We start from the raw sequence: 23,098 nt of genomic DNA, 5'->3' as shown, positions 1-23,098 counted from the left end.
CCGCACTGCAAGACAGACAGATTCAAGATCAAGAGACACCTAGGAAAACTTGTCCATGGACGTATCCCGCATTCGCGCCCTGCGCGGCCCCAATCTCTGGAGCAGACACACTGCCATCGAAGCCATCGTTTCCTGCCCGGAACACGAGCGCGTCATCGACGACATGCCCGGCTTCGAACTGCGCCTGCGCGCCCGCTTCCCGCAAATCGGCTTCCTCGAACCCGATGGCGGCAAGCAGGTGGTGTCGATGGCCCACGCGCTGGCGGCCGCAGCCCTGGCGCTGCAATCGCAGGCCGGCTGTCCGGTGACCTTCAGCCGCACGGTGTCCACCGTCGAGACTGGCATCTACCAGGTGGTGGTGGAATACAGCGAAGAGGAAGTCGGCCGCCTGGCCTTCGACCTGGCGCTGGAACTGGTGCAGGCGGCCCAGGCTGATGCGCCCTTCGACCTGACCGCCGCGCTTACCCGCATCCGCGAGCTGGACGAAGATGTCCGCCTGGGTCCTTCCACCGGCTCCATCGTCAATGCCGCCATCAAGCGTGGCATTCCCTATCGCCGCCTGACCCAGGGCAGCATGGTGCAGTTCGGCTGGGGTAGCCGTCAGAAGCGTATCCAGGCCGCCGAGACCAGCAACACCAGCGCCATCGCCGAATCCATCGCTCAGGACAAGGACCTGACCAAGATGCTGCTGCACGCCGCTGGCGTCCCGGTGCCCAACGGCCGCGTGGTCACCACGGCCGAAGACGCGCTCAAGGCGGCCGAGGAAATCGGTTCGGCCGTGGTCATCAAACCGCTGGACGGCAACCAGGGCAAGGGTGTGGCCGTCAACATCAGTACCCCGGAACAGATCACCCGTGCCTTCAACAACGCCGCCCTGATCAGCGATGAAGTGATCGTCGAGCGCTACCTGCCCGGCCACGACTTCCGCCTGCTGGTGATCGGCAAGACCCTGGTGGCGGCCGCCCGCCGCGACCCGCCGCAAGTCATCGGCGATGGCGTGCACACCATCCGCCAGCTGATCGACCAGGTCAACGCCGACCCGCTGCGCGGCGATGGCCACGCCACCTCGCTGACCAAGATCCGCCTGGACGACATCGCCCTGCTGGTGCTGTCGGGCCAGAACCTGGAACCCGAATCCATCCCCGCCCAGGGAGTACGCGTGGTCCTGCGCAACAACGCCAACCTGTCCACCGGCGGCACTGCCACTGATGTCACCGACGACGTCCATCCCGACGTGGCGGCGCGCGCCATTGCGGCCGCCCAGATGGTGGGCCTGGACATCTGCGGGGTGGACGTGGTCTGCAACTCGGTACACATGTCGCTGGAAGAGCAAGGCGGCGGCATCGTCGAAGTCAATGCCGCGCCAGGCCTGCGCATGCACCTCTCGCCCTCCTACGGCAAGGCGCGCGATGTCGGCGAAGCCATTGTCTCGACCATGTACGACGATGGCGACGATGGTCGCATCCCGGTGGTGGCCGTAGCCGGTACCAACGGCAAGACCACCACCGTGCGCCTGATCACCCATCTGCTGGCCAAGACCGGCCTGCGCGTGGGCATGACCAATACCGATGGCGTCTACATCGACGGCCTGCGCACCGACACCGGCGACTGCAGCGGCCCGCGCAGCGCCCGCAACGTGCTGTTCCACCCGGAAGTCGATGCGGCCGTGCTGGAAACCGCACGTGGCGGCGTGCTGCGTGAAGGCCTGGGCTTCGATCGCTGCGCCGTGGCCGTGGTCACCAACATCGGCATGGGCGACCACCTGGGCCTGTCCTACATCAGCACAGTGGAAGACCTGGCCGTGGTCAAGCGCGTCATCGTCGAGAACGTCGCACCAACCGGCACGGCCGTGCTCAATGCCGCTGATCCGATGGTGGCCAAGATGGCCGCTTCCTGCCCCGGTTCGGTGACCTTCTTCGCACTCGATCCCAGCCACCCCATCATGGCCACCCATCGCGCCCAGGGCCATCGCATCGTCTATCGCGATGGCGACGCCATCGTGGCCGCCCAGGGCAGTTTCGAAAAACGCCTGAAGCTCTCCGGCATCCCCCTGACCCGTGCCGGCGCCATCGGCTTCCAGGTCGAGAACGTGATGGCTTCGGTCGGCGCGGCATGGGCCCTGGACCTGGACTGGGAGCAGATCACCGGCGCCCTGGCCAGCTTCATCAGCGACAGCGGCACCGCACCGGGCCGCTTCAATCTGTTCGATTACAAGGGCGCCACCCTGATCGCCGACTACGGCCACAATCCGGACGCCATCCAGGCCCTGATCAAGGCGGTCGACAGCATGCCCGCCAAGCGTCGCTCGGTGGTCATCAGCGGTGCCGGTGACCGGCGCGATGTCGACATCACCCGCCAGACCGAACTGCTGGGCGATGCCTTCGATGAGGTGGTGCTGTATCAGGACCAGTGCCAGCGTGGCCGTGAAGATGGAGAAGTGATCGCCCTGCTGCGCCAGGGTCTGGAAAAGGCCAGCCGCACCAGCGACATCAAGGAAATCGACGGCGAATTCATCGCCATCGATACCGCCCTGGCGTCGCTGCAGCCGGGTGACCTGTGCCTGATCCTGATCGACCAGGTGGAAGAGGCGCTGGCGCACATCGACGCCCGCGTGAAGGAAAGCCACTGACCGCGACCGTACACCCGCCTGGCGGGTGATGCAAAAAGCGAAAAAGCATCCCGGCGCCGTGCCGGGATGCTTTTTTTACGACTGCCTCAAGCGCAAGGCCGGGACTCAGTCGTCCTGATTGGGGTCAAGCTCGGGGAACAGCACTTCGGTAAAGCCGAACTGGCGGAAGTCGCGAATGCGCATCGGGTACAGGATGCCCTGCAGATGGTCGCACTCGTGCTGCACCACGCGGGCGTGGAAACCCTCCACGGTGCGGTCGATCGGCTTACCGTTCTGGTCCACGCCCTGGTAGCGCAGACGGCTCCAGCGCGGTACCACGCCGCGCATGCCGGGCACCGACAGGCAGCCCTCCCAGCCCTCCTCTTCCTGGTCGGACAGGGGCGTCAGGATGGGGTTGATCAGTACCGTCTCGGGCACGGCCGGGGCGTCCGGATAGCGCTGGTTGTGGCCGAAGCCGAAGATCACCAGCTGCAGATCGATACCGATCTGGGGCGCCGCCAGTCCCGCACCGTTGACGGCGCGCATGGTCTCGAACATGTCATCGACCAGCCGCGCCAGCTCGGGCGTGCCGAACTCGGTCACCGGCTGCGCCTGGCGCAGCAGGCGTGGGTCGCCCATCTTGAGAATCTCGCGTATCGCCATTCATTTTCTCCATGAAAGACGCCCGGTCGGGCCGGGCGTCAGGGTGTGAGCACATCAAGGCATCATCATGGTCGCGCCATGCGAGCTCATCTTCAGCGCTGCTTGTTCGCCACTTCCTGCAGGTACTCGGAAAAGGCCGGGCCGGTTTCCGGGTGCTTCAGGCCCATGGCCACCATGGCCTTCAGGTAACCCAGCTTGGAACCGCAATCATAACGCTGCCCTTGGTAACGATAGGCCAGAACCGACTCGGCCTGCATCAGCTTGGCGATGCCGTCGGTCAGCTGGATTTCGCCGCCGGCACCGCGGGGGATGTTTTCCAGGTAGTGGAAGATGCGGCTGTTGAGCACATAGCGACCCACCACCGCCAGCGTGGACGGTGCCTCTTCCGGCGCCGGCTTCTCGACGATGGCGTTGATGCGTTCCAGATCGGGCTGGTAAGGCGTGGCACTGACGATACCGTATTGGCGGGTATCGCTCTTGGGCACTTCCTGCACGGCCAGCATGCTCATGCCTTCGCGGGCATAGATGTCGGTCATCTGCGCCAGCACCGGCTTGACACCGTCGTCGGTATCCATGAAGTCGTCGGCCAGCAGGATGGCGAAAGGTTCCTCGCCCACCACCGGACGGGCGCACAGCACGGCGTGGCCCAGGCCCAGTGGTTCGGACTGCCGGATGAAGATGCAATTGACGTTCTTGGGTACCACGTTCTGGACGATTTCCAGCAGCTTCTTCTTGCCGGCCGCTTCCAGTTCGCTTTCCAGCTCATAGGCCTTGTCGAAGTGGTCTTCGATGGCGCGCTTGTTGCGGCCAGTGATGAACACCATCTCGGTGATGCCGGCGGCCACCGCCTCTTCGACAGCGTAATGGATCAGCGGCTTGTCGACGATGGGCAGCATTTCCTTGGGCTGTGCCTTGGTGGCGGGCAGGAAGCGGCTGCCGAGACCGGCGACGGGAAAGACGGCTTTCTTGATCTTCTTGATCATCATGACTCCGAGGTAGGAATGGGTCTTGGTAGTGCGTTATCGTCTGCTTTGGCAGAGCAGCCCCGACTGAACGGGAATGTAATGGTGGCGCATTGTATATGAATAAAAAGACAAGGTAATTACGCCGGGTTGTCAGCGTTGTCAGCGTCGCCGCCTTCACTGTCCGCATCGCCCGCACCACCCTCGCCTGCACACAGTGCCTTCAGGGCGTCCTCGTCCAGGATGGTCAGCCCCAGCTCTTCGGCCTTGGCCAGCTTGCTGCCGGCGTCGGCGCCGGCCACCACGTAGCTGGTCTTCTTGGACACCGAGCCCGACACCTTGCCGCCGGCCGCCTCAATCAACTGCGAGGCCTGGTCACGCGACAGGTTGGGCAGGCTGCCGGTCAACACGAAGGTCTTGCCGGCCAGATGCTTGGCGCCGGCCTCCACGCCCGCACTTTCGGGCCAGTGTACGCCGACTGCACGCAATTGCTCGACCAGTTCCACGTTGAGCGGATCACTGAAGAAGGCGCGCAGCGAACTGGCCACCACCGGGCCGATGTCGGCCACTTCCAGCAATTGCTCTTCGCTGGCTACCAGCAGCTTGTCGATGCCGCCGAAATGGCGTGCCAGCTCCTTGGCTGTGGCCTCGCCCACGTGACGGATGCCCAGCGCATAGATGAAGCGCGCCAGCGTGGTGGCCTTGGACTTCTGCAGTGCGTCCAGCACGTTCTGTGCCGATTTCTCGGCCATGCGGTCCAGTTCGGACAGTGCCGACAGGCCCAGCCGATAGAGGTCGGCCGGGGTGTTGACCACCTTGCGATCAACCAGTTGTTCCACCAGTTGCTCACCCAGGCCCTCGATATCCATGGCGCGACGCGAGGCGAAGTGCTGCAGGCCGCCCTTGCGCTGGGCGGCACACTTGAGCCAGCCCCCGGAGCAACGCGCCACCGCCTCATCCTCCGCACGCACGATGGGCGAGCCGCACACCGGGCAGGCCGTGGGCATGACGAAGGCACGGGCGTCGGCCGGACGCTTCTCGGGCACATAGGCGACCACTTCCGGGATCACGTCGCCGGCACGCCGCACGATGACGGTGTCGCCAATCTGGATGTCCTTGCGGCGTACCTCGTCCTCGTTATGCAGGGTGGCATTGGTGACGGTGACGCCGCCCACGAAGACCGGATTGAGTCGGGCCACCGGCGTGATGGCACCGGTGCGGCCAACCTGCACCTCGATGTCCTGCACCACGGTCAGCGCTTCCTGCGCCGGGAACTTATGGGCCAGCGCAAAGCGCGGCGCGCGCGAAACAAAGCCCAGGTATTTTTGCTGGTCCAGACGGTCCACCTTGTAGACCACGCCGTCGATCTCGTAGGGCAGGCTGTCGCGCTTGGCGCCGATGCCGCGGAAGAAATCCAGCAGCCCGGCCGCGCCGGTGACCACGGCGCGCTCCTTGCACACCGGCAGGCCCAGTTCCTGGTACCAGTCCAGCAGGGCCGAATGCGAAGCCGGCATCTCGGCACCTTCCAGCACGCCGATGCCATAGGCGAAGAAGCGCAGCGTGCGCTGGGCGGTGATGCGCGAATCCAGCTGGCGCAGGCTGCCGGCAGCGGCATTGCGGGGGTTGGCAAACTCCTTCTGCCCGGCATCGCGCTGACGCTGGTTCAGGCGAGCGAAATCGCTCTTGTACATCAGCACTTCGCCGCGCACGTCGATCACCTGCGGCACCTGTTCGCCATGCAAGCGCAGGGGAATGGCGCGCACGGTGCGGATGTTGGCGGTGACGTTTTCGCCGGTCATACCGTCGCCCCGCGTGGCAGCCTGGACCAGCACGCCGTTTTCGTAACGCAGGCTGATGGCCAGGCCGTCGAACTTCAGCTCGGTGGCATAGCGCACTTCCTGCAGGCTTTCCAGCCCGTCGCGCACCCGCTTGTCGAAGGCTTCGATGTCTTCATCGGAAAAGCCATTGCCCAGCGACAGCATCGGCACTTCATGGCGCACCGGCTCGAATTGCGGCAAGGGTCCGGCCCCGACGCGCTGGGTGGGGGAATCCGGGGTGAGCAGTTCGGGGTGGGCGGTTTCCAGCGCCTGCAGTTCCTGGAACAGCCGGTCATATTCGGCATCCGGAATGCTCGGCTGGTCCAGCACGTAGTAACTGTGGTTATGGCGGTTCAGGTCGGCGCGCAGCGCGAAGGCGCGCACCAGCCAGTCCGGCGCCCCTTGCGGGGGCCGGCCGGCGGAAAACAGATCTGCTTGCATCGTGGAGGAGTAGGAACGGGGCCTTAGCTGAACAGGCGCAAGGCACGGGTGGAGCCGGCTGCGATCTCGGCCGATTCCATGGCGCTGTAGAAGGCGGCGACCTGTTCGGCGATATCGGCCAGGGCTTCATCGGAAAGGGGCTGGTCGCTGTCGTCGACGATCACGCCACCCAGGCGCTGGGCCAGCGAACGGGCGCAGGCCACCAGGGCGCCATAGCCGTCACGTGCCGGCGACACCCGCGGCACATCCAGCAGCAGCGTCAGGCGGTCGGTGGTCTCGTCGGTCGGCGTGGCATTGGTGGAGAGAGCGAACAGTACTTCGCCCTCGCCGTCCTGCATCACCAGGAAGCCTTCGGTGCGACGGTCGAAGCCCTGACGGGTCAGCGCCGCCAGCAGCGTCGCCAGGCTCCACGGCGCACCTTGCGAGCGCACGTTCACCGACAGCTGGACATCATGGTCGGCGATGAACTGGTGCAGCGCCTGGGCGGTACGGATCACGTCAGGCATGTCCGGCAATTCGGGTTCGCCCGAGAGCGAATCGGTCAGGTCACGCAGGCGCATGACCAGTTCCGAGTATTCGATTTCGTTGAGGGCATTGCTGCGGTTGGCCAGCTGCGCACCGGCCAGCAACGCGGTGTAGATGCCGCCATGGGCCACGGCTTCCCAGTCGCCCTCGGCGGTGCGGCCGATGAAGTGCACCGGCTTGTTGCCGACATGGCGCAGGTTCTGCAGCAGCGGCAGCAGCTTGTCGCCGCGCAGGGGGTTGTCCAGGGCGATGGGGATGTTGCAGTCGATGAGTTCATCGACCGGTAGCTCGCGGCGCGGCGCCAGGCGCGCCTGCATTTCGGGCGGCGGCGTGAAGGCGGGCGCGGCTTCGATCTGGTCTTCGGCACCGGCGATGACCTGGGCCACGGTCGATTGCGGGGCTTGCGCCAGGGCCTCGCCCAGCACCGCCTCGTCGGCGACGCGGGGCAGCTCGCCGGCCGGCGGCTCGCCCAGGAAGGGTTCACGCGGCTCGAACTCGGCCTGGTCCTGGTAAGCCTTCACCGGCGCCGGCACGGGCTTGCGCTCGGGAATATCGTAGAGGGAGGGCTCGGTGCGCTCGGCCGTTTCCTCGGCCAGGGCCGAGGGGCCGGCAGCGGCACGCTCGCCCTGCGGCGCGGCGAACACCGGTTCAATGGCCGAGGGCTCATCCGGCGACATCAGCACATCGTCATGGGACGAAGAGAAGGCGCGTTCGACGGTCTTGCGCGCCTTGTGTTCCTGCCATTTGTTGTAGGAGATGACTCCGACGACGAAGACGCCGCCGAGAATGATCAGGCTGGTCTGGAGATCCATCATCATGCTGCACGACCTTTCAGGCTATCTGGCTGGGGGGCGCCATCATGGGCGCCGCAGGGCATGGTCGGCTGGGAAAAGCTGCTCATCGAAGAAATCCGAATCCTATCAATCCAAGAAGGCCGACCGCGGCCGCCGGTACATGCGCGTCCGTCGCTGCCACGCTCGGCATTGCTGCGCCGCCATCGGCGTCGGCCAGGCAGGCGGACATCGGGCGCGTCGGACGGAAGGAGTACGGCAAGATCGCGGTCAAGATATTGTTATTTTTCCATGGCCCGTGGGGGCCGAGAATCGAAGCTACTGCGAATGCTGCGGCAAACGCAGCGCCGACCCGACACCGGCTGGGCAGACGCCCGGACCGGGCCGGTCGACAAGTTTTTCAGGGTACGGTCGCGCCCCCTGCTTGTCAAGCCGACAAAGGCCTTGGCACTCCCGGCAAAAGGCATCCCGCACCCGACATCAGGCCGCCTGCTCGGCACTGGAGAAGTTGGCGGCCGACTCCATGTCCACCGCCACGATGCGCGACACGCCCTGCTCCTGCATGGTCACCCCGATCAGTTGCTGCGCCATTTCCATGGCGATCTTGTTGTGGGAGATGAACAGGAACTGGGTATGGTCGGACATGCGCTTGACCATGTTGGCGAAGCGTTCGGTGTTGGCATCGTCCAGCGGCGCGTCGACCTCGTCGAGCAAGCAGAACGGCGCCGGGTTCAGCTGGAACATGGAAAACACCAGTGCGGTCGCCGTCAGTGCCTTCTCGCCACCCGAGAGCAGGTGGATGGTGGCGTTCTTCTTGCCCGGCGGCTGCGCCATGACCTGTACGCCGGAATCCAGGATCTCGTCGCCGGTCATGATGAGCTTGGCCTGGCCACCGCCGAAGAGCACCGGGAACAGCTCCGAGAAGTGGTGGTTGACCTTGTCGAAGGTGTCTTGCAGCAGGTCGCGGGTTTCCATGTCGATCTTGTGGATCGCATCCTGCAGGGTGGTAATGGCTTCGTTCAGGTCGGCATGCTGCGCATCCAGGAAGTGCTTGCGCTCGGAAGCCGTGGCCAGTTCATCCAGCGCGGCCAGGTTGACCGCGCCCAGTGCCGCGATGGCATTGGTCAGGCGGGTCACTTCGCCTTGCAGGTAGGACGGGCGCATGTCGCTGGTCAGCTTCTCGGACAGCGCGGCCTCGTCGGCCTGGGTCTGGGCCAGGGCTTCGGAGAACTGCTCCTGGTTCAGGCGCGCGGCCTGTTCCTTCAACTGCAGTTCGGTGATGCGGTCGCGCTGCGGCTGCAGACTGCGTTCGGCCTGCATGCGGCTTTCTTCATGCGAGCGCAATTGCTGGGACAGCTGGTCCAGTTCGTGACGGGCATCGGCCAGTGCGCGTTCCTGCTCGCTGCGACGGTCCAGCAACTCCTGCAGGCCGGCCTGGGCGGCCTGGTCGTCCAGGCTTTCCAGCTCCAGCGAGCCTTGCTGCATGCTGGCGAACAATTGCGCCGCCTGTTCCAGGGCGGTGGCGATACCGCGCTTCAATTCCTCGATCTTGTTGCGATGCGACTTCTCGGCGAACTCGGTCTCCTGGGCCGCACGCTCCAGCTCGCGCAGGCGGGTGCGGGCGTCGTTGAGCTGCTGCTCCTTGTTGAGGTAATCGGTCTGGCCGTTTTCATGCTGCTCCTGCAGCTCGGCCAGTTCGATATCGAGTTCCTCGAAGCGCGCTTCGGATTCGGCCTGGACCTGCTGCTGTTCGGCTTCCTGCATGCCGATTTCTTCCAGGTCGGTGGCGATCTGGGTGCTGCGCTGGTTGAAGCGCTCCTGCACCTCGGCCAGCTTCATCACTTCGATCTGCAGGCTGTGCGCCGACTGGGTCAGCGAATTGACGCGCTGGCGCAGTTCCTGCAGGCGCTGCGAGGCGCCCGACAGAGCGGCCTCGGCGCGCACGGCGCGGCCCTTGGCTTCCTCGGCCAGCATGGACTGGGCGCGCTGCTGCTTGGTGATGTTCTCGATTTCCTGCTGGCGCGCCAGCATGCCGTCCTGCTCCGAATCGGAGGCATAGAAGCGCACGCTGGAATTGCTCACCACATGGCCCTGACGGGTCACGAAGAGGCCACCCAGCGGCAGCTTCGAACGTTCGGCAAAGGCGGTAGCCGTGTCGTCGGCGATGTAGATGTGGTTGAGCCAGTCGTTCATCAGGGCGCGCAGGCCCGGATCGTTCAGCTGCAGCAGGCCCACGAAGGGCTTCAGGCCGGCGACCGGCTGCGCTTCCGGCTGGGCCAGCCCGGCATTGGGGGCGTACAGCGCCAGCTTGGCCGGCGGTGCATCGCTGAAGAAGGCCTTGGCCCAGTCCAGGTTGGACATTTCCAGGGCCGACATGCGCTCGCGCAGCACCGCTTCCAGCGCAGTTTCCCAGCCGGATTCGATGTGCAACTTCTGCCACAGGCGCGGCAGTTCGGCCAGACCGTGCTTTTCCAGCCAGGGCTGGACCTTGCCTTGCGCCTGCACGCTTTCCTGCAATTGCTTCAGGGCGCTCAGGCGTGCTTCCAGCTGGGCGTTGGCCGAGGTTTCCTTGCTCACCAGTTCCTGGGCAGTGCGGCGCTCTTCTTCCAGGCGCGGCAACTGCTCCTGCGCCTCTTCGAGATACATGCTGGCCTCTTCCAGCGAGGCCTGCTTCTCTTCCAGCTGCATGCGCAGGTTGGACAGGTGCGTCTCGTCGGGCAGGGCCATGCCATTCTTTTCCTGCATCAGCCGCTCGCGGCGCACCGCCAGGCCGGAGAGGATGTTGGAGGCATTGCGCTGGTGCGTCGATTGCAGCTCGATCTGCTGCTGCACCTGCATGATCTTGCCGCGCGATTCCGTGGTCTTCAGCTGCGACTCGCGCCAGGCGGCTTCCAGCGAGGGCAGGCGGTCGCTGGTGTCCTGCACGGCGTGCTGGGCCTGCTCCACGCGCATGCCGAATTCTTCCAGCTGGATTTCGGCCTCGGCCAATTCTTCCTGCTGCTGCGTGCCCTGGCGCTGCCACTGGTCACGCTGCGCGCCCAGGGAGTTCAACTGGGCCTGCAGGCGGTTGCGCGATTCGATGACGAACTTGATCTGCGCTTCCAGGCTGCCGATCTCGGAGTTGGTCTGGTATAGATGGCCCTGCGCCTGGTGCAGGCGGTCGCCGGCGCCATAGTGGGCCTGGCGCATGTGCTCCAGTTCGGCCTCGACGTGGCGCAGCTTGGCGGTCTGCTCTTCCAGGTCGATCTGGGCGCGTTCGATTTCCTTGAAGAACTTTTCCTGCTCGGCCTTGGCTTCGTTCTTGCGCAGCAGCCACAGCAGCTTCTGCTTTTCTTCCTGATCGTTCTGCAGCTCATGGAATTTCTTGGCCACGGCGGCCTGGGCTTCCAGCTTTTCCAGGTTGGCGTTGAGCTCGCGCAGGATGTCTTCCAGGCGGGTCAGGTTTTCGGTGGTGTCGTGCAGGCGGTTCTCGGTCTCGCGGCGGCGCTCCTTGTACTTGGAGACGCCGGCGGCTTCTTCCAGGAAGATGCGCAGCTCTTCGGGGCGCGCTTCGATGATGCGCGAGATCATGCCCTGACCGATGATGGCGTAGGCGCGGGGGCCCAGGCCGGTACCGAGGAAGATGTCCTGGATGTCGCGGCGACGCACCGACTGGTTGTTGATGTAGTAGGACGAGGTGCCGTCGCGGGTCAGGGTGCGCTTGACGGCGATTTCGGCATATTGGCCCCATTGGCCGGCCGCCTTGCCGGCGGAATTGTCGAACACCAGTTCGACCGAGGCGCGCCCGGCCGGCTTGCGGTGGGTGGAGCCGTTGAAGATGACGTCCTGCATCGACTCGCCGCGCAGTTCCGAAGCCTTGGACTCGCCCAGCACCCAGCGCACGGCGTCGATGATGTTGGATTTGCCGCAGCCGTTGGGTCCGACCACGCCTACCAGCTGCCCCGGAACCTGGAAATGCGTAGGCTCGACGAAGGACTTGAATCCAGATAATTTGATGGAAGTTAGACGCACGTTATCGACAAATTAGAACAATTGAGGGAAAGCGGGAATTTTGCTTCCGGGAAGGCCGGTATCATAACATCGCCAGCCCCCGCCACGGCCAAAAACGGCCCTCCTCCGAGCCCTGGCCGGCGCTGTCGCCGCCCCTTCCTCGCCCAATGAAAAACGCTGCGCCGACTTGCATTGGCACAGCGTCAAGCACTACCTACGGCGGCGGCAAGGATCAGAAGGTTTCCCAGTCGCCATCATCGCCGGTGGGCGCCGGCTTCTTCCCGGCGGCCGGCTTGGCCACCGGCATGGCCAGCGCAGCTGCCTTGACGGGGGCTGCCGGGTTCGCCGGAGCGGCCGCCTTCGGCGTCAGCTTCGGGGTCGGCTTGAAGGCCGGCGCGGACGCCGGCTTGGCCGCCATTGCCGGGACCGGGCGCGCAGCAGCTTCCGCGGCGGAGGCCTCGCCTTCGACCTGGAAGGTGGCCACGGCCGCCTTCAGGCGTCGCGCCTGCTCTTCCAGCGAGCCGGCTGCGGCGGCGGCTTCCTCGACCAGAGCCGCATTCTGCTGGGTCACCTGGTCCATCTCGCCAATGGCCAGGTTGACCTGTTCGATGCCGCGGCGCTGCTCTTCGGAAGCGGCCGAGATTTCACTGACGATATCGGTCAGGCGATGCACCGCCGAGACCACCTCGCCCATGGTTTCACCGGCGCGGGCCACCTGGTCGGAGCCACTGCCCACGCGCTGCACCGAATCTTCGATCAGGGCCTTGATTTCCTTGGCGGCCTGGGCGCTACGCTGGGCCAGCGAGCGCACCTCGGAAGCCACCACCGCAAAGCCGCGGCCCTGCTCGCCGGCCCGGGCCGCCTCGACGGCGGCGTTCAGGGCCAGGATATTGGTCTGGAAGGCAATGCCATCGATGACGCCGATGATGTCCGAAATCTTGCGCGAACTTTCAGTAATCCCTTCCATGGTCTGCACTACCTGTCCCACCACCTCGCCCCCGCGCTTGGCGATTTCCGAAGCGTTGTTGGCCAGTTGCCCGGCCTGGCGGGCGTTGTCGGCGTTCTGCTTGACGGTGGCGGTCAGCGAATCCATGTTGGACGCGGTGGTCGCCAGTGAACCAGCCTGCTCTTCGGTACGCGAAGACAGGTCCAGGTTGCCGGCCGCGATCTCGTGCGCACCGACATCGATGGCATCGGTGCCCTGACGGATGCCCTTGATCACCCCGGCCAGGCGTTCGCGCATGGTCGCCATCTCGTAGAGCAAGCTGCGCTTGTCACCGGGCCGGGTATCGACTTTCACGGTCAGGTCGCCATTGGCAATACGGGTGGCGATGCCCACCGCATAGGCCGGCTCGCCGCCCAGGCTGCCGGTGATGCGGCGGATGATGGCCAGCATCATCACCGACACCACCACGCCCACCACCAGCAGGATGCCCAGGAGCCGGATCAGGTCGCTGCGGAACTGTGCCTGTACGTCGCTCAGGAACACGCCGGTGACGATGAACCAGTCCCAGGTCTTGTTGTGCACGACATAGCTCATCTTGGGGGTGCGGTTGCTGTCATCGGTACCAGGCAGGCGCCCCATGTACTGGACGAAGCCTTGCTGCTTTTCCTGGCCGACCTTCATCATCTCGACGTAATAGGCCTTGCCCTCGGAATCCTTGCGATCGGCCACGTTCTTGCCGATCATGGCCTTGTTGGAGGGCAACATCAACACCACCGGGCGGGAATCGAAGATGAAAAGGTAGTTGTCACCGTCATAGCGCATGGCGGCGATGCGCTCCAGCGCGTTCTTCTGCGCCTCTTCCTTGGAAATCTTGCCGGCGGCGACATCGGCCACATAGCTGTTGACCACCCCATTGGCGGCCTCGACCACGCGACGCAGGCCGTCCTTACGTTCGTCCATCATGTTTTCACGGGCGCTGAAGGCCGACCAGGCGGCCAGCAGCAACAGACCAACCCACATCACGACCAGCGCAGACAGTAGCTGCGCCTTTAGGCTTTTCATTCTTGTTCTCCGGGGTTCAGTGCCAGCCTTGTGAGCCGGCCAGTTTTGGCGAGCGCCCACAATACCCCCGAAAGCTTGCTGACAATCCGCTGAATACACCCGCTACGCAGGCCTGATTTTCGGGATTGCACATTTCATAACGTGGCCGCAACATGGACTGAACACCTGCGCAGCCCGCTTGCCGGCAACCGGACCTCTTGTCTCTCATGCATGTCATCGTATCAATTCGCCAGGCGACCATCGGCGCGGCAATGACGGTATAATCGCAAGCTTTCCCAGCCCTTTGCCGTGGCCGTCCTTCCTGCCTGATGATCGCGTTCTCGCTGATGATCCGGCCAGTTGCCGGCCCGGGCAGCTTTACTCCAGCCCCAGCGACGTGAATCCCCTACTCGACCAACTGCAGCCCTATCCCTTCGAAAAGCTCAAGAAGCTCTTCGCCGGCATCACGCCCGATCCGGCCTATCGTCCGATCAGCCTGGGTATCGGCGAGCCCAAGCATCCGACACCGGAATTCATCAAGCGCGCGCTGACCGACAACCTGGCCGGCCTGGCTTCCTACCCGGCCACGCTGGGCAGCGATGCCCTGCGCGGCGCGATTGCCGACTGGCTGCAGAATCGCTATGGCATCCCGCGCCCTGATCCGGCCACCGAAATCCTGCCGGTCAATGGTTCGCGTGAGGCACTGTTCTCGCTGACGCAGACCGTGATCGACCCCACCAGGCCTGGCGCGCTGGTGATGTGCCCCAACCCGTTCTACCAGATCTACGAAGGCTCGGCCTACCTGGCCGGGGCCCTGCCGTACTTCGTCAATTCCGACCCGGCGCGCAACTTTGCACCGGACTTCAGCCAGGTGCCGCAGGAGGTGTGGGAGCGCGTGCAGCTGCTGTTCGTCTGCTCGCCCGGCAACCCCACGGGCGCGGTGCTGACGCTGGAAGACTGGAAGGAACTGTTCGCCCTGTCGGATCGCTATGGCTTCGTGATCGCTTCCGACGAGTGCTATTCGGAAATCTACTTCAAGCAGGAGCCGCCGCTGGGTGGCCTGGAAGCCGCCCGCAAGCTGGGCCGCGACTACCGCAACCTGATCGCCTTTTCCAGCCTGTCCAAGCGCTCCAACGTGCCGGGCATGCGCTCGGGCTTCGTGGCCGGCGATGCGGCGATCCTGAAGAAATTCCTGCTCTACCGCACCTACCATGGCGGCGCCATGAGCCCGGTGATCCAGGCGGCGTCGGTCGAGGCCTGGAAGGACGAGACCCATGTCCAGGACAACATCGCCAAGTACGTCACCAAGTTCTCGCAGGTCACCCCGCTGTTGCAGGAAGTGCTGGACGTAGCGCTGCCGGACGCGGCCTTCTACCTCTGGGCGAAGGTCGACAAGCTGGTCGCCATCAGCGACACCGAATTCGCCCGTCGCCTGTACGCCGAATATAATGTCACGGTGCTGCCCGGCAGCTACCTGGCGCGCGAGGCGCATGGCGTCAATCCGGGCGCCGGTCGCATCCGCATGGCGCTGGTGGCCGAAGTCGAGGAATGCCTGGAGGCGGCGCAACGCATCGTCGCCTTTACCAAGAAACTCGCCGGCCAGGGCTAAAAGCCCGCCGACAAGCGAGACCAATACCCCTTTCACCCAACCGTTCATAGATACCAACATGACACAGTCCATTCAGCAAATCATCGATCAGGCGTGGGAAGACCGCGCCAGCCTGTCCCCCAAGAGCGCTCCGGCCGACATCCGCAATGCAGTCGCCGAAGTGATCGCAGGCCTGAACGATGGCACCCTGCGCGTCGCCAACCGTCAAGGCGTCGGCCAGTGGGAAGTCAACCAATGGGTGAAGAAGGCCATCCTGCTGTCGTTCCGCCTGGAAGACAACGTGCCGATGTCGGCCGGTACCGGCTACCCGCAGTTCTACGACAAGGTGCCCACCAAGTTCGCCAACTACACCGCCGAAGATTTCGCCAAGGGTGGCTTCCGCGTGGTGCCGCCGGCGGTGGCTCGTCACGGTTCCTTCATCGGCCGCAACGTGGTGCTGATGCCCTCCTACGTCAACATCGGCGCCTATGTCGATGAAGGCACGATGGTCGACACCTGGGCCACCGTCGGCTCGGCTGCGCAGATCGGCAAGAACGTTCACCTGTCCGGCGGCGTCGGCATCGGCGGCGTGCTGGAGCCGGTGCAGGCCGGTCCGGTCATCATCGAAGACAACTGCTTCATCGGTGCCCGTTCGGAAGTGGTCGAAGGCGTCATCATCGAAGAAAACTCGGTGCTGTCCATGGGCGTGTACATCGGCCAGTCCACCAAGATCTACGATCGCGAAACCGGTGAAGTGCATTACGGCCGCGTGCCGGCCGGTTCCGTGGTGGTACCGGGCAACCTGCCCTCCAAGGATGGCAAGTACAGCCTGTACGCCGCGATCATCGTCAAGAAGGTCGATGCCCAGACCCGTTCCAAGACTTCCATCAACGAACTGCTGCGCGGCGAGTAATCCCGCCTTGCGGCTTTATTGAAGTCCTGCATCACCACGCGCCGCGCCGGTCGTCTCGTACACCGGCGCGGCGTCGTGTTCTAGTGGCCCCGATTGCAAAGCGCGAGAACGAGCATGAGCGACAAGATCACCCTCTACGGCATCCCCAACTGCGACACCGTCAAGAAGGCCCGCGTGTGGCTGGACGAGCAAGGGATCGCCTTCCATTTCCATGATTTCAAGAAGGCCGGCCTGGAGGCCGCACAGGTGCAAGCCTGGTTGAAGGACGTGGAGCGCGACGTGCTGGTCAACCGCAAGGGGACCACCTGGCGCGCCCTGCCTGACGAACGCAAGGCCGCCATCACCGATGACGCTGCCGCAGTTGCACTCATAGTGGAAAACCCCTCGGTGGTGAAGCGCCCGGTGCTCTTCGATGGCAAGCACTATCACGTCGGCTTCAAGGCCGATCAGTATCAACACATTTTCGAGAAATGATCATGAGCAAGACGCTGGCCCTGACCCAGGAATTGATGTCCCTTTCTTCCGTCACCCCTGAAGACAAAGGCTGCCAGGCGCGGCTGGCGGAATTGCTCGCGCCCCTGGGTTTCGTCTGCGAGACCATCCAGTCCGGTGACGTCACCAACCTGTGGGCGCGCAAGGGCACAGCCCAGCCGCTGGTGGTCTTCGCCGGCCACACCGACGTGGTGCCCGCCGGCCCGCTGGAGAAGTGGCAATCGCATCCCTTCCAGCCGACCCTGCGCGATGGCCGCCTGTATGGCCGTGGCGCCTCCGACATGAAGACCTCGATCGCCGCCATGGTGGTGGCCTGCGAGGAGTTCACCGCGGCCCATCCGGATCATAAGGGCTCGATCGGCTTCCTGATCACCAGCGATGAAGAAGGCCCGGCCATCGATGGCACCGTGGTGGTCTGCAATGCCCTGAAGGCACGCGGCGAGCAACTGGACTACTGCATCGTGGGCGAGCCGACCTCGGCCAAGACCCTGGGCGACATGATCAAGAACGGCCGCCGCGGCACCATGTCGGGCAAGCTGACCGTCAAGGGCATCCAGGGCCACATCGCCTATCCGCAACTGGCGCGCAACCCCATCCACCAGGCCGCGCCGGCGCTGGCCGAGCTGGTCGCCGAGCAGTGGGATGCGGGCAACGAATACTACCTGCCGACGTCCTGGCAGGTCTCCAACATCCACGGCGGCACCGGCGCCTCCAATGTGATCCCGGGCGAAGTGGTGATCGACTTCAATTTCCGCTTCTCCACCGCCAGCACCGTGGAGGGCCTGCAGCAGCGCGTGCATGCCATCCTGGACAAGCATGGCCTGGAATACGACCTGAAGTGGACGGTCGGCGGCCTGCCCTTCCTGACCCCGCGCGGCGACCTGTCGGACGCGCTGGCCAAGGCGATCAAGGACGAGACCGGCCTGGAGACCGAACTGTCGACCACCGGCGGCACCTCCGATGGCCGCTTCATCGCCCAGATCTGCCCGCAGGTGATCGAGTTCGGGCCGCCCAACGACAGCATCCACAAGATCGACGAGCACATCGAGGTGCGCTACATCGATCCCCTGAAGAACATCTACCGCAAGACGCTGGAAAACCTGCTGGCCTGAGTGCCCGGCATTGAAGAGAACATCATGACCCCCAACAATTTCTCCACCGTGCGCGACCTGCTGCGCTACGCCGTGACCCGTTTCAACACCGAGCAACTGTTCTTCGGCCACGGCAGCAGCAACGCGCTGGACGAGGCAGCCTACCTGATCCTGCATACGCTGAAGCTGCCGCTGGACCAGCTCGATCCCTTCCTCGATGCACGTCTGCTGCCCGAGGAAATTGCCTCCGTCATGCGCGTGATCGAACGCCGCAGCAAGGACCGCGTGCCGGCCGCCTACATCACCAACGAGGCCTGGCTGGGTGCCTATCGCTTCTACGTCGATGAGCGCGTGATCGTGCCGCGTTCCTTCATCGCCGAATTGATTCCGCAGCATTTCTCGCCGTGGATCCAGGACCCGGAAGCCATCGTGAATGCGCTGGACCTGTGTACCGGTTCGGGCTGCCTGCCGGTCTTGCTGGCCGACGCCTTCCCCCATGCGCAGATCGATGCCGTCGATATCTCCGCCGATGCACTGGCGGTGGCGCGCAAGAACGTGGACGAGTACCAGCTGCAGGATCGCATCACCCTGGTCGAGTCGGACCTCTACACCAAGCTGCCGGCCCGCAAGTACGACCTGATCATCAGCAATCCGCCGTATGTGAATTCCGGTTCCATGGCCAAGCTGCCGCAGGAATACCTGCGCGAGCCGCAACTGGCGCTGGCCGGCGGCGAAGACGGCATGGACCTGGTGCGCAAGATCGTCGCTGGCGCCGCTGAACGCCTCACGCCCGAAGGCGTGCTGGTGGTCGAGATCGGCAACGAACGCGCCTTTGCCGAAGCCGCCTTCCCGGAACTGCAACTGACCTGGCTGACCACCAGCGCCGGTGACGACATGGTGTTCCTGGTCACGGCCGAACAACTGCAACTGGGCTGAACTGCCAGGCCCGCCCTGCTCCACCGCGTTCCACTGATTGTGAATCACCGATGATCCGTTTCCAGCAAGTCTCCCTCCAGCGCGGCGTCAAGCCGCTGCTGGAGAATGTCGACCTGACGCTCAACCCGGGCGACAAGATCGGCCTGATCGGCGCCAATGGCGCCGGCAAGTCCAGCCTGTTCGCCATGCTGCGTGGCGAACTGCACGCCGACCAGGGCAATATCGATTTCCCGGCACGCTGGCGCATGGCCTACGTGGCGCAGGAAACGCCGGCGCTGGACCGTCCGGCCATCGAATACGCCATCGATGGCGACGCCCACCTGCGCCAACTGGAAGCCGATCTGGCCCGTGCCGAAGCGCAGCCCGATGACAAGCACGACGGCAACCACATCGCCGAACTGCACACCGCCCTGGCCGATGCCGACGCCTATACGGTGCGCTCGCGTGCCGAGCAGTTGCTGCTGGGCCTGGGCTTTTCGCTGGAACAGATGGCGCGGCCGGTGGCCAGCTTCTCGGGCGGCTGGCGCATGCGCCTGAACCTGGCACAGGCGCTGATGTGCCCGTCCGACCTGCTGCTGCTGGACGAACCGACCAACCACCTGGACCTGGATGCCATCATCTGGCTGGAAGACTGGTTGAAGCGCTACCCGGGCACCCTGCTGATCATTTCCCACGATCGCGATTTCCTGGATGGCGTGGTCAATGTCATCGTTCATATCGATGATCGCAAGCTCAAGCGTTATTCCGGCAACTACAGCGCCTTCGAGCGCCAGCGCGCGGCCCAGCTGGAACTGATGGCCGGCATGATCGAGAAGCAGCAGCGCCAGCGCGCCCACCTGCAATCCTTCATCGACCGCTTCAAGGCCAAGGCCACCAAGGCGCGCCAGGCGCAGAGCCGCATGAAGGCGCTCTCCAAGATGGAAGAACTGGCGCCGCTGCGCGCGGCGGCCGAATTCTCCTTCGAGTTCCGCGAACCGCTGTCGGCGCCCAACCCCTTGCTGGTGATGGAAAAGGTCAATGCCGGCTATCACATCGAGGGCAAGAACGGCGCGCCGGATGAAGACAAGATCATCGTGCATGGCATCGACTTTTCGCTGCAAAACGGCCAGCGCATCGGCCTGTTGGGCGTCAACGGCGCCGGCAAGTCCACGCTGATCAAGACGGTGGCAGGCGAGATCGATCCCTTGTCCGGCACGGCCCGCCTGGGCAAGGGGCTGGTGATCGGTTACTTTGCCCAGCACCAGGTGGAGATGCTGCGCCATGACGAATCGCCGCTGTGGCACCTGACGCGACTGGCGCCGGATGTGCGCGAGCAGGAGTTGCGCAACTTCCTGGGCAGCTTCAACTTCAACGGCACCATGGCCTCGTCCTCCATCGCGCCCTTCTCGGGTGGCGAAAAAGCGAGACTGGCCCTGGCGCTGATCGTCTGGCAGCGCCCCAACCTTTTGCTGCTGGACGAACCGACCAACCACCTCGACCTGGAAACCCGCGAAGCCCTGACCATGGCCCTGGCGCAGTTCGAAGGTACGCTGGTCCTGGTGTCCCACGATCGCCATCTGTTGCGCGCCACCACCGACCAGTTCCTGATCGTGGCCGAGGGCAAGCTGCAAGACTTCGACGGCGACCTGGACGACTACAAGGACTGGCTCTTCAAGACCAAGCTGGCCGCACGCAATGATGCGGCTGCCGCAGCGCCCCTGCCCACGGCCAGCCAGGTGGTGGATGCCGCTTCGTCGGCCAGCAATGTGGACCGCAAGGAGCAGAAGCGACTGGAAGCCGAGCAGCGCCAGAAGATGTCGGCGCTGAAGAAGCCCATCGAGACGCGCATCAAGCGGCTGGATGAACAGATCGCCAAGCTCAATGCGCGCAAGGCTGACATCGATGCGCGGCTGGGAAGTGCCGATATCTACGATGCGGCCAACAAGGAAGAACTGAAGACGCTCATCACTGACCAGGCCTATTGCAGCAAGGAGCTCGAACAGCTGGAGAACGAGTGGCTGGAGCAGCAGGAAGCGCTGGAGCAACTGCAGGCCTGATGCCGCCTGGCTGGGGGCCGGCATAAGCTTTCTACATCAAAGTCTTAAGCCTGCCCTTGCAGTTCGGCAAAACGAAGGCATCATGGCGACCTGGCTGCATTTTCGTGGCGATTGTTTTCGAAAGGAAATCGACAAATGAACAAGAACATCAAGCAATGGCTGCTGGCTGGCGTTGGCGCTGCACTGCTGGCCTCTTCCCTGAGCGTTTCCGCAGCTGACCTGCTGCAATCGGTCAAGAGCAGCGGCACCCTGAAAGTGGCGCTGGAAGGCAACTATCCGCCGTTCAACTTCAAGGACGCCAAGACGGGCGAGCTGACCGGCTTCGAGGTCGACGTGGCCAAGCTGCTGGCGGCCAAGCTGGGCGTGAAACCCGTCTTCACCACCACCGAATGGAGCGGCATCCTGGCAGGCCTGGGCGCCGGCAAGTATGACGTCATCATCAACCAGGTGGGCATTACCGACGAACGCCAGAAGGCCTTCGACTTCTCCGATCCCTACACCCTCTCCAGCGCCCAGTTGATCGTGCGCAAGGATGAAAAGCGCGAATTCAAGAATCTGGACGACCTGAAGGGCAAGAAGCTCGGCCTCGGCCAGGGCACCAACTTCGAACAGAAGGCCAAGGCCGTGCCGGGCATCGACGTGCGCACCTATCCGGGCTCGCCGGAATACCTGGCTGACCTGGCCGCCGGTCGCATCGACGCTGCCCTCAACGACAGCCTGTTGGTCGGCTACATCCTGAAGTCGACAAACCTGCCCTTGAAGGCCGGCAGTCCCATTGGCACGGTCGACAAGATCGGTATCCCCTTCCGCAAGGGCAACCCGGAATTCAAGGCCGCGCTGAACAAGGCCCTGGCCGACATCAAGGCCGATGGCAGCTTCAAGGCCGCTTCCGAGAAGTGGTTCGGCATTGACGTAAGCCAGCCGCCGAAAGCACAATAAGGCGCGCTCACCGGCGCTCCATGCCGCCCGGCACTGACCGGGCGGACCGACTTATCCCCGCATTGCGGGGATAATTTTTTATATCGAATGCCTATGGAAATCCTGGAACTGCTACAGCAAGCCGCCCCCATCCTGGCCAAGGGCGTGGGCTATACCCTGCTTTTTGCACTGGCGTCCATGGTGGGCGGACTGGTGCTGGGTTTCGTGCTGGCCGTGGCGCGCATCGTTCCCTGGCGCCCGATCCACTGGCCGGCTGCGCTCTACGTCAGCATGATGCGCGGCACGCCCTTGCTGGTGCAGATCTTCGTGGTGTATTACGGCCTGCCGGGGATCGGCATCGAGTTCTCGCCGCTGACGGCCGGCGTCCTGACCCTGAGCCTGAACGCCGGGGCTTACCTGTCGGAAAGCCTGCGCGGTGCCATCCTGGGCGTTACCCGAGGTCAGTGGAACGCATCCTACAGCGTCGGGCTGACCTACTTCCAGACCTTGCGCTACATCATCGTGCCGCAGGCGGTGCGTATCGCCGTCCCCTCGATGAGCAACACCCTGATCAGCCTGATCAAGGACACCTCGCTGGTTTCCGTCATTACCGTCACGGAACTGATGCTGGCCACCAAGGAAGTGATCGCCGTGACCTTCCGCCCGCTTCCGCTCTATCTGGCGGCAGCGGCGATCTACTGGGTACTTAGCCTGTGTTTCGAGGCCTTGCAGCATCGCCTTGAAAAGAAATTGGGCAAGGCGCACCAGATATAGGTCTGGCGAGGTCTGGCGCGCAAGCGGAGACCCCTGCGGCCGGTAGACGTGAAAAAGCCCGGATGTTGTGCATCCGGGCTTTTCGCATTTGTGGATCGGGGCGGGAATCTTTCCGTGCCGACGACATCCATGAATCAGCAATCAACTCTAGCGTTTGACGCGGTAGATGTCCTGACCGACCTCGTTGATCTGGCGCCGCAGTTCACGCCGTTCATCGGCGCTGAGCTTGCCGTTGCGGCGCTGATCCTGATCGCTGGCGATCTGGTTGCGGTGATCCTGCGGGTTGAAATCACCTGCGTGCTGACGAAAGTCGCCCGGCTGCCCCGGCATCGGCCGGCCACCCTGTGGTGGGGCTGCCGACGCGGCCGCTCCCACACCGAGCGCCAGCATCACTGCCAGACATAGCTTGTTGACGACTGCAATCTTCATAATGTGCGTATTTTCCGAGGACAGAGAATCAAAAGGGAAAGCACTGACGACATGGCTTTCGTGCTTGATTCCAGTTTAGGCCGCAGGCCGCGATGGTATAAGATGATTAAGGTAAGGTATGTAACAGTTTGTAATGG

General features: G+C 64.0%; 16 protein-coding genes. 9 read left to right on the top strand and 7 right to left on the bottom strand.

The window, feature by feature from the left end; genetic code table 11:
• Positions 1-55: 55 nt before the first annotated feature.
• Entirely contained in the window at positions 56-2,629 is a 2,574-nt protein-coding gene (gene cphA, locus BTM36_RS16490; RefSeq protein WP_077237115.1) for a cyanophycin synthetase, read from the top strand.
• Positions 2,630-2,734: 105 nt separating this feature from the next.
• Here cphA and def read toward each other — a convergent pair whose 3' ends face one another.
• From def to BTM36_RS16460, 6 genes are all read right to left on the bottom strand, one after another.
• Entirely contained in the window at positions 2,735-3,271 is a 537-nt protein-coding gene (gene def, locus BTM36_RS16485) for a peptide deformylase (RefSeq protein WP_077237114.1), read from the bottom strand.
• A gap of 92 nt (positions 3,272-3,363) precedes the next feature.
• Positions 3,364-4,254, bottom strand: coding sequence for a UTP--glucose-1-phosphate uridylyltransferase GalU (gene galU / locus BTM36_RS16480; protein WP_039874777.1), 891 nt, complete (start codon positions 4,252-4,254; stop codon positions 3,364-3,366).
• A gap of 119 nt (positions 4,255-4,373) precedes the next feature.
• On the bottom strand, positions 4,374-6,491 hold the full coding sequence (ligA, locus tag BTM36_RS16475; RefSeq protein ID WP_077237113.1) for an NAD-dependent DNA ligase LigA: 2,118 nt from the start codon (positions 6,489-6,491) through the stop codon (positions 4,374-4,376).
• A 23-nt stretch (positions 6,492-6,514) separates the two neighbouring features.
• Positions 6,515-7,834 carry a cell division protein ZipA C-terminal FtsZ-binding domain-containing protein gene (locus BTM36_RS16470; RefSeq protein WP_006462553.1) on the bottom strand — a complete coding sequence of 440 codons (1,320 nt, stop codon included), beginning with the start codon at positions 7,832-7,834 and terminating at the stop codon, positions 6,515-6,517.
• 453 nt (positions 7,835-8,287) lie between these two features.
• Positions 8,288-11,818 carry a chromosome segregation protein SMC gene (gene smc, locus BTM36_RS16465; RefSeq protein WP_077237112.1) on the bottom strand — a complete coding sequence of 1,177 codons (3,531 nt, stop codon included), beginning with the start codon at positions 11,816-11,818 and terminating at the stop codon, positions 8,288-8,290.
• Positions 11,819-12,029: 211 nt separating this feature from the next.
• Positions 12,030-13,805: a methyl-accepting chemotaxis protein gene (locus BTM36_RS16460; protein WP_077237111.1), complete on the bottom strand. Its 1,776-nt coding sequence runs from the start codon at positions 13,803-13,805 to the stop codon at positions 12,030-12,032.
• A gap of 376 nt (positions 13,806-14,181) precedes the next feature.
• Between BTM36_RS16460 and dapC the strand changes: the two genes are divergently transcribed.
• The 8 genes from dapC to BTM36_RS16420 all read left to right on the top strand — a co-directional run bounded on the left by dapC (position 14,182) and on the right by BTM36_RS16420 (position 22,532).
• A complete protein-coding gene (dapC, locus tag BTM36_RS16455; RefSeq protein WP_077237110.1) occupies positions 14,182-15,393 on the top strand; it encodes a succinyldiaminopimelate transaminase in 1,212 nt (403 codons plus the stop codon).
• A gap of 58 nt (positions 15,394-15,451) precedes the next feature.
• On the top strand, positions 15,452-16,285 hold the full coding sequence (gene dapD, locus BTM36_RS16450) for a 2,3,4,5-tetrahydropyridine-2,6-dicarboxylate N-succinyltransferase (protein WP_006462557.1): 834 nt from the start codon (positions 15,452-15,454) through the stop codon (positions 16,283-16,285).
• 114 nt (positions 16,286-16,399) lie between these two features.
• Positions 16,400-16,759: an ArsC family reductase gene (locus BTM36_RS16445; RefSeq protein WP_077237109.1), complete on the top strand. Its 360-nt coding sequence runs from the start codon at positions 16,400-16,402 to the stop codon at positions 16,757-16,759.
• A gap of 2 nt (positions 16,760-16,761) precedes the next feature.
• A complete protein-coding gene (gene dapE, locus BTM36_RS16440) occupies positions 16,762-17,889 on the top strand; it encodes a succinyl-diaminopimelate desuccinylase (RefSeq protein ID WP_077237258.1) in 1,128 nt (375 codons plus the stop codon).
• Positions 17,890-17,913: 24 nt separating this feature from the next.
• Complete coding sequence (gene prmB, locus BTM36_RS16435) at positions 17,914-18,804, top strand: 50S ribosomal protein L3 N(5)-glutamine methyltransferase (RefSeq protein ID WP_077237257.1); 891 nt, start codon at positions 17,914-17,916, stop codon at positions 18,802-18,804.
• Between the two features lie 50 nt (positions 18,805-18,854).
• Entirely contained in the window at positions 18,855-20,840 is a 1,986-nt protein-coding gene (locus BTM36_RS16430) for an ATP-binding cassette domain-containing protein (protein ID WP_077237108.1), read from the top strand.
• A 135-nt stretch (positions 20,841-20,975) separates the two neighbouring features.
• Positions 20,976-21,779: a cystine ABC transporter substrate-binding protein gene (locus tag BTM36_RS16425; RefSeq protein WP_077237107.1), complete on the top strand. Its 804-nt coding sequence runs from the start codon at positions 20,976-20,978 to the stop codon at positions 21,777-21,779.
• Positions 21,780-21,872: 93 nt separating this feature from the next.
• A complete protein-coding gene (locus BTM36_RS16420; RefSeq protein ID WP_174616863.1) occupies positions 21,873-22,532 on the top strand; it encodes an amino acid ABC transporter permease in 660 nt (219 codons plus the stop codon).
• 147 nt (positions 22,533-22,679) lie between these two features.
• Here the strand turns inward: BTM36_RS16420 and BTM36_RS16415 are convergent, their stop codons facing one another.
• Positions 22,680-22,961, bottom strand: a complete 282-nt coding sequence (locus BTM36_RS16415) for a hypothetical protein (RefSeq protein WP_006462564.1) — start codon at positions 22,959-22,961, stop codon at positions 22,680-22,682.
• Positions 22,962-23,098: the final 137 nt, after the last annotated feature.

The organism is Herbaspirillum sp. VT-16-41, assembly GCF_001994935.1.
Lineage (GTDB): Bacteria > Pseudomonadota > Gammaproteobacteria > Burkholderiales > Burkholderiaceae_D > Herbaspirillum > Herbaspirillum frisingense.
This window is presented reverse-complemented; position numbering and strand designations above follow the sequence as displayed.

Excerpts from the sequence above, each read along its gene's own strand:
- cphA (WP_077237115.1), top strand. The coding sequence starts at position 56 with ATGGACGTATCCCGCATTCGCGCCCTGCGCGGCCCCAATCTCTGGAGC.
- def (WP_077237114.1), bottom strand. The coding sequence starts at position 3,271 with ATGGCGATACGCGAGATTCTCAAGATGGGCGACCCACGCCTGCTGCGC.
- galU (WP_039874777.1), bottom strand. The coding sequence starts at position 4,254 with ATGATCAAGAAGATCAAGAAAGCCGTCTTTCCCGTCGCCGGTCTCGGC.
- ligA (WP_077237113.1), bottom strand. The coding sequence starts at position 6,491 with ATGCAAGCAGATCTGTTTTCCGCCGGCCGGCCCCCGCAAGGGGCGCCG.
- BTM36_RS16470 (WP_006462553.1), bottom strand. The coding sequence starts at position 7,834 with ATGATGATGGATCTCCAGACCAGCCTGATCATTCTCGGCGGCGTCTTC.
- BTM36_RS16460 (WP_077237111.1), bottom strand. The coding sequence starts at position 13,805 with ATGAAAAGCCTAAAGGCGCAGCTACTGTCTGCGCTGGTCGTGATGTGG.
- dapD (WP_006462557.1), top strand. The coding sequence starts at position 15,452 with ATGACACAGTCCATTCAGCAAATCATCGATCAGGCGTGGGAAGACCGC.
- BTM36_RS16445 (WP_077237109.1), top strand. The coding sequence starts at position 16,400 with ATGAGCGACAAGATCACCCTCTACGGCATCCCCAACTGCGACACCGTC.
- dapE (WP_077237258.1), top strand. The coding sequence starts at position 16,762 with ATGAGCAAGACGCTGGCCCTGACCCAGGAATTGATGTCCCTTTCTTCC.
- prmB (WP_077237257.1), top strand. The coding sequence starts at position 17,914 with ATGACCCCCAACAATTTCTCCACCGTGCGCGACCTGCTGCGCTACGCC.
- BTM36_RS16430 (WP_077237108.1), top strand. The coding sequence starts at position 18,855 with ATGATCCGTTTCCAGCAAGTCTCCCTCCAGCGCGGCGTCAAGCCGCTG.
- BTM36_RS16425 (WP_077237107.1), top strand. The coding sequence starts at position 20,976 with ATGAACAAGAACATCAAGCAATGGCTGCTGGCTGGCGTTGGCGCTGCA.
- BTM36_RS16420 (WP_174616863.1), top strand. The coding sequence starts at position 21,873 with ATGGAAATCCTGGAACTGCTACAGCAAGCCGCCCCCATCCTGGCCAAG.
- BTM36_RS16415 (WP_006462564.1), bottom strand. The coding sequence starts at position 22,961 with ATGAAGATTGCAGTCGTCAACAAGCTATGTCTGGCAGTGATGCTGGCG.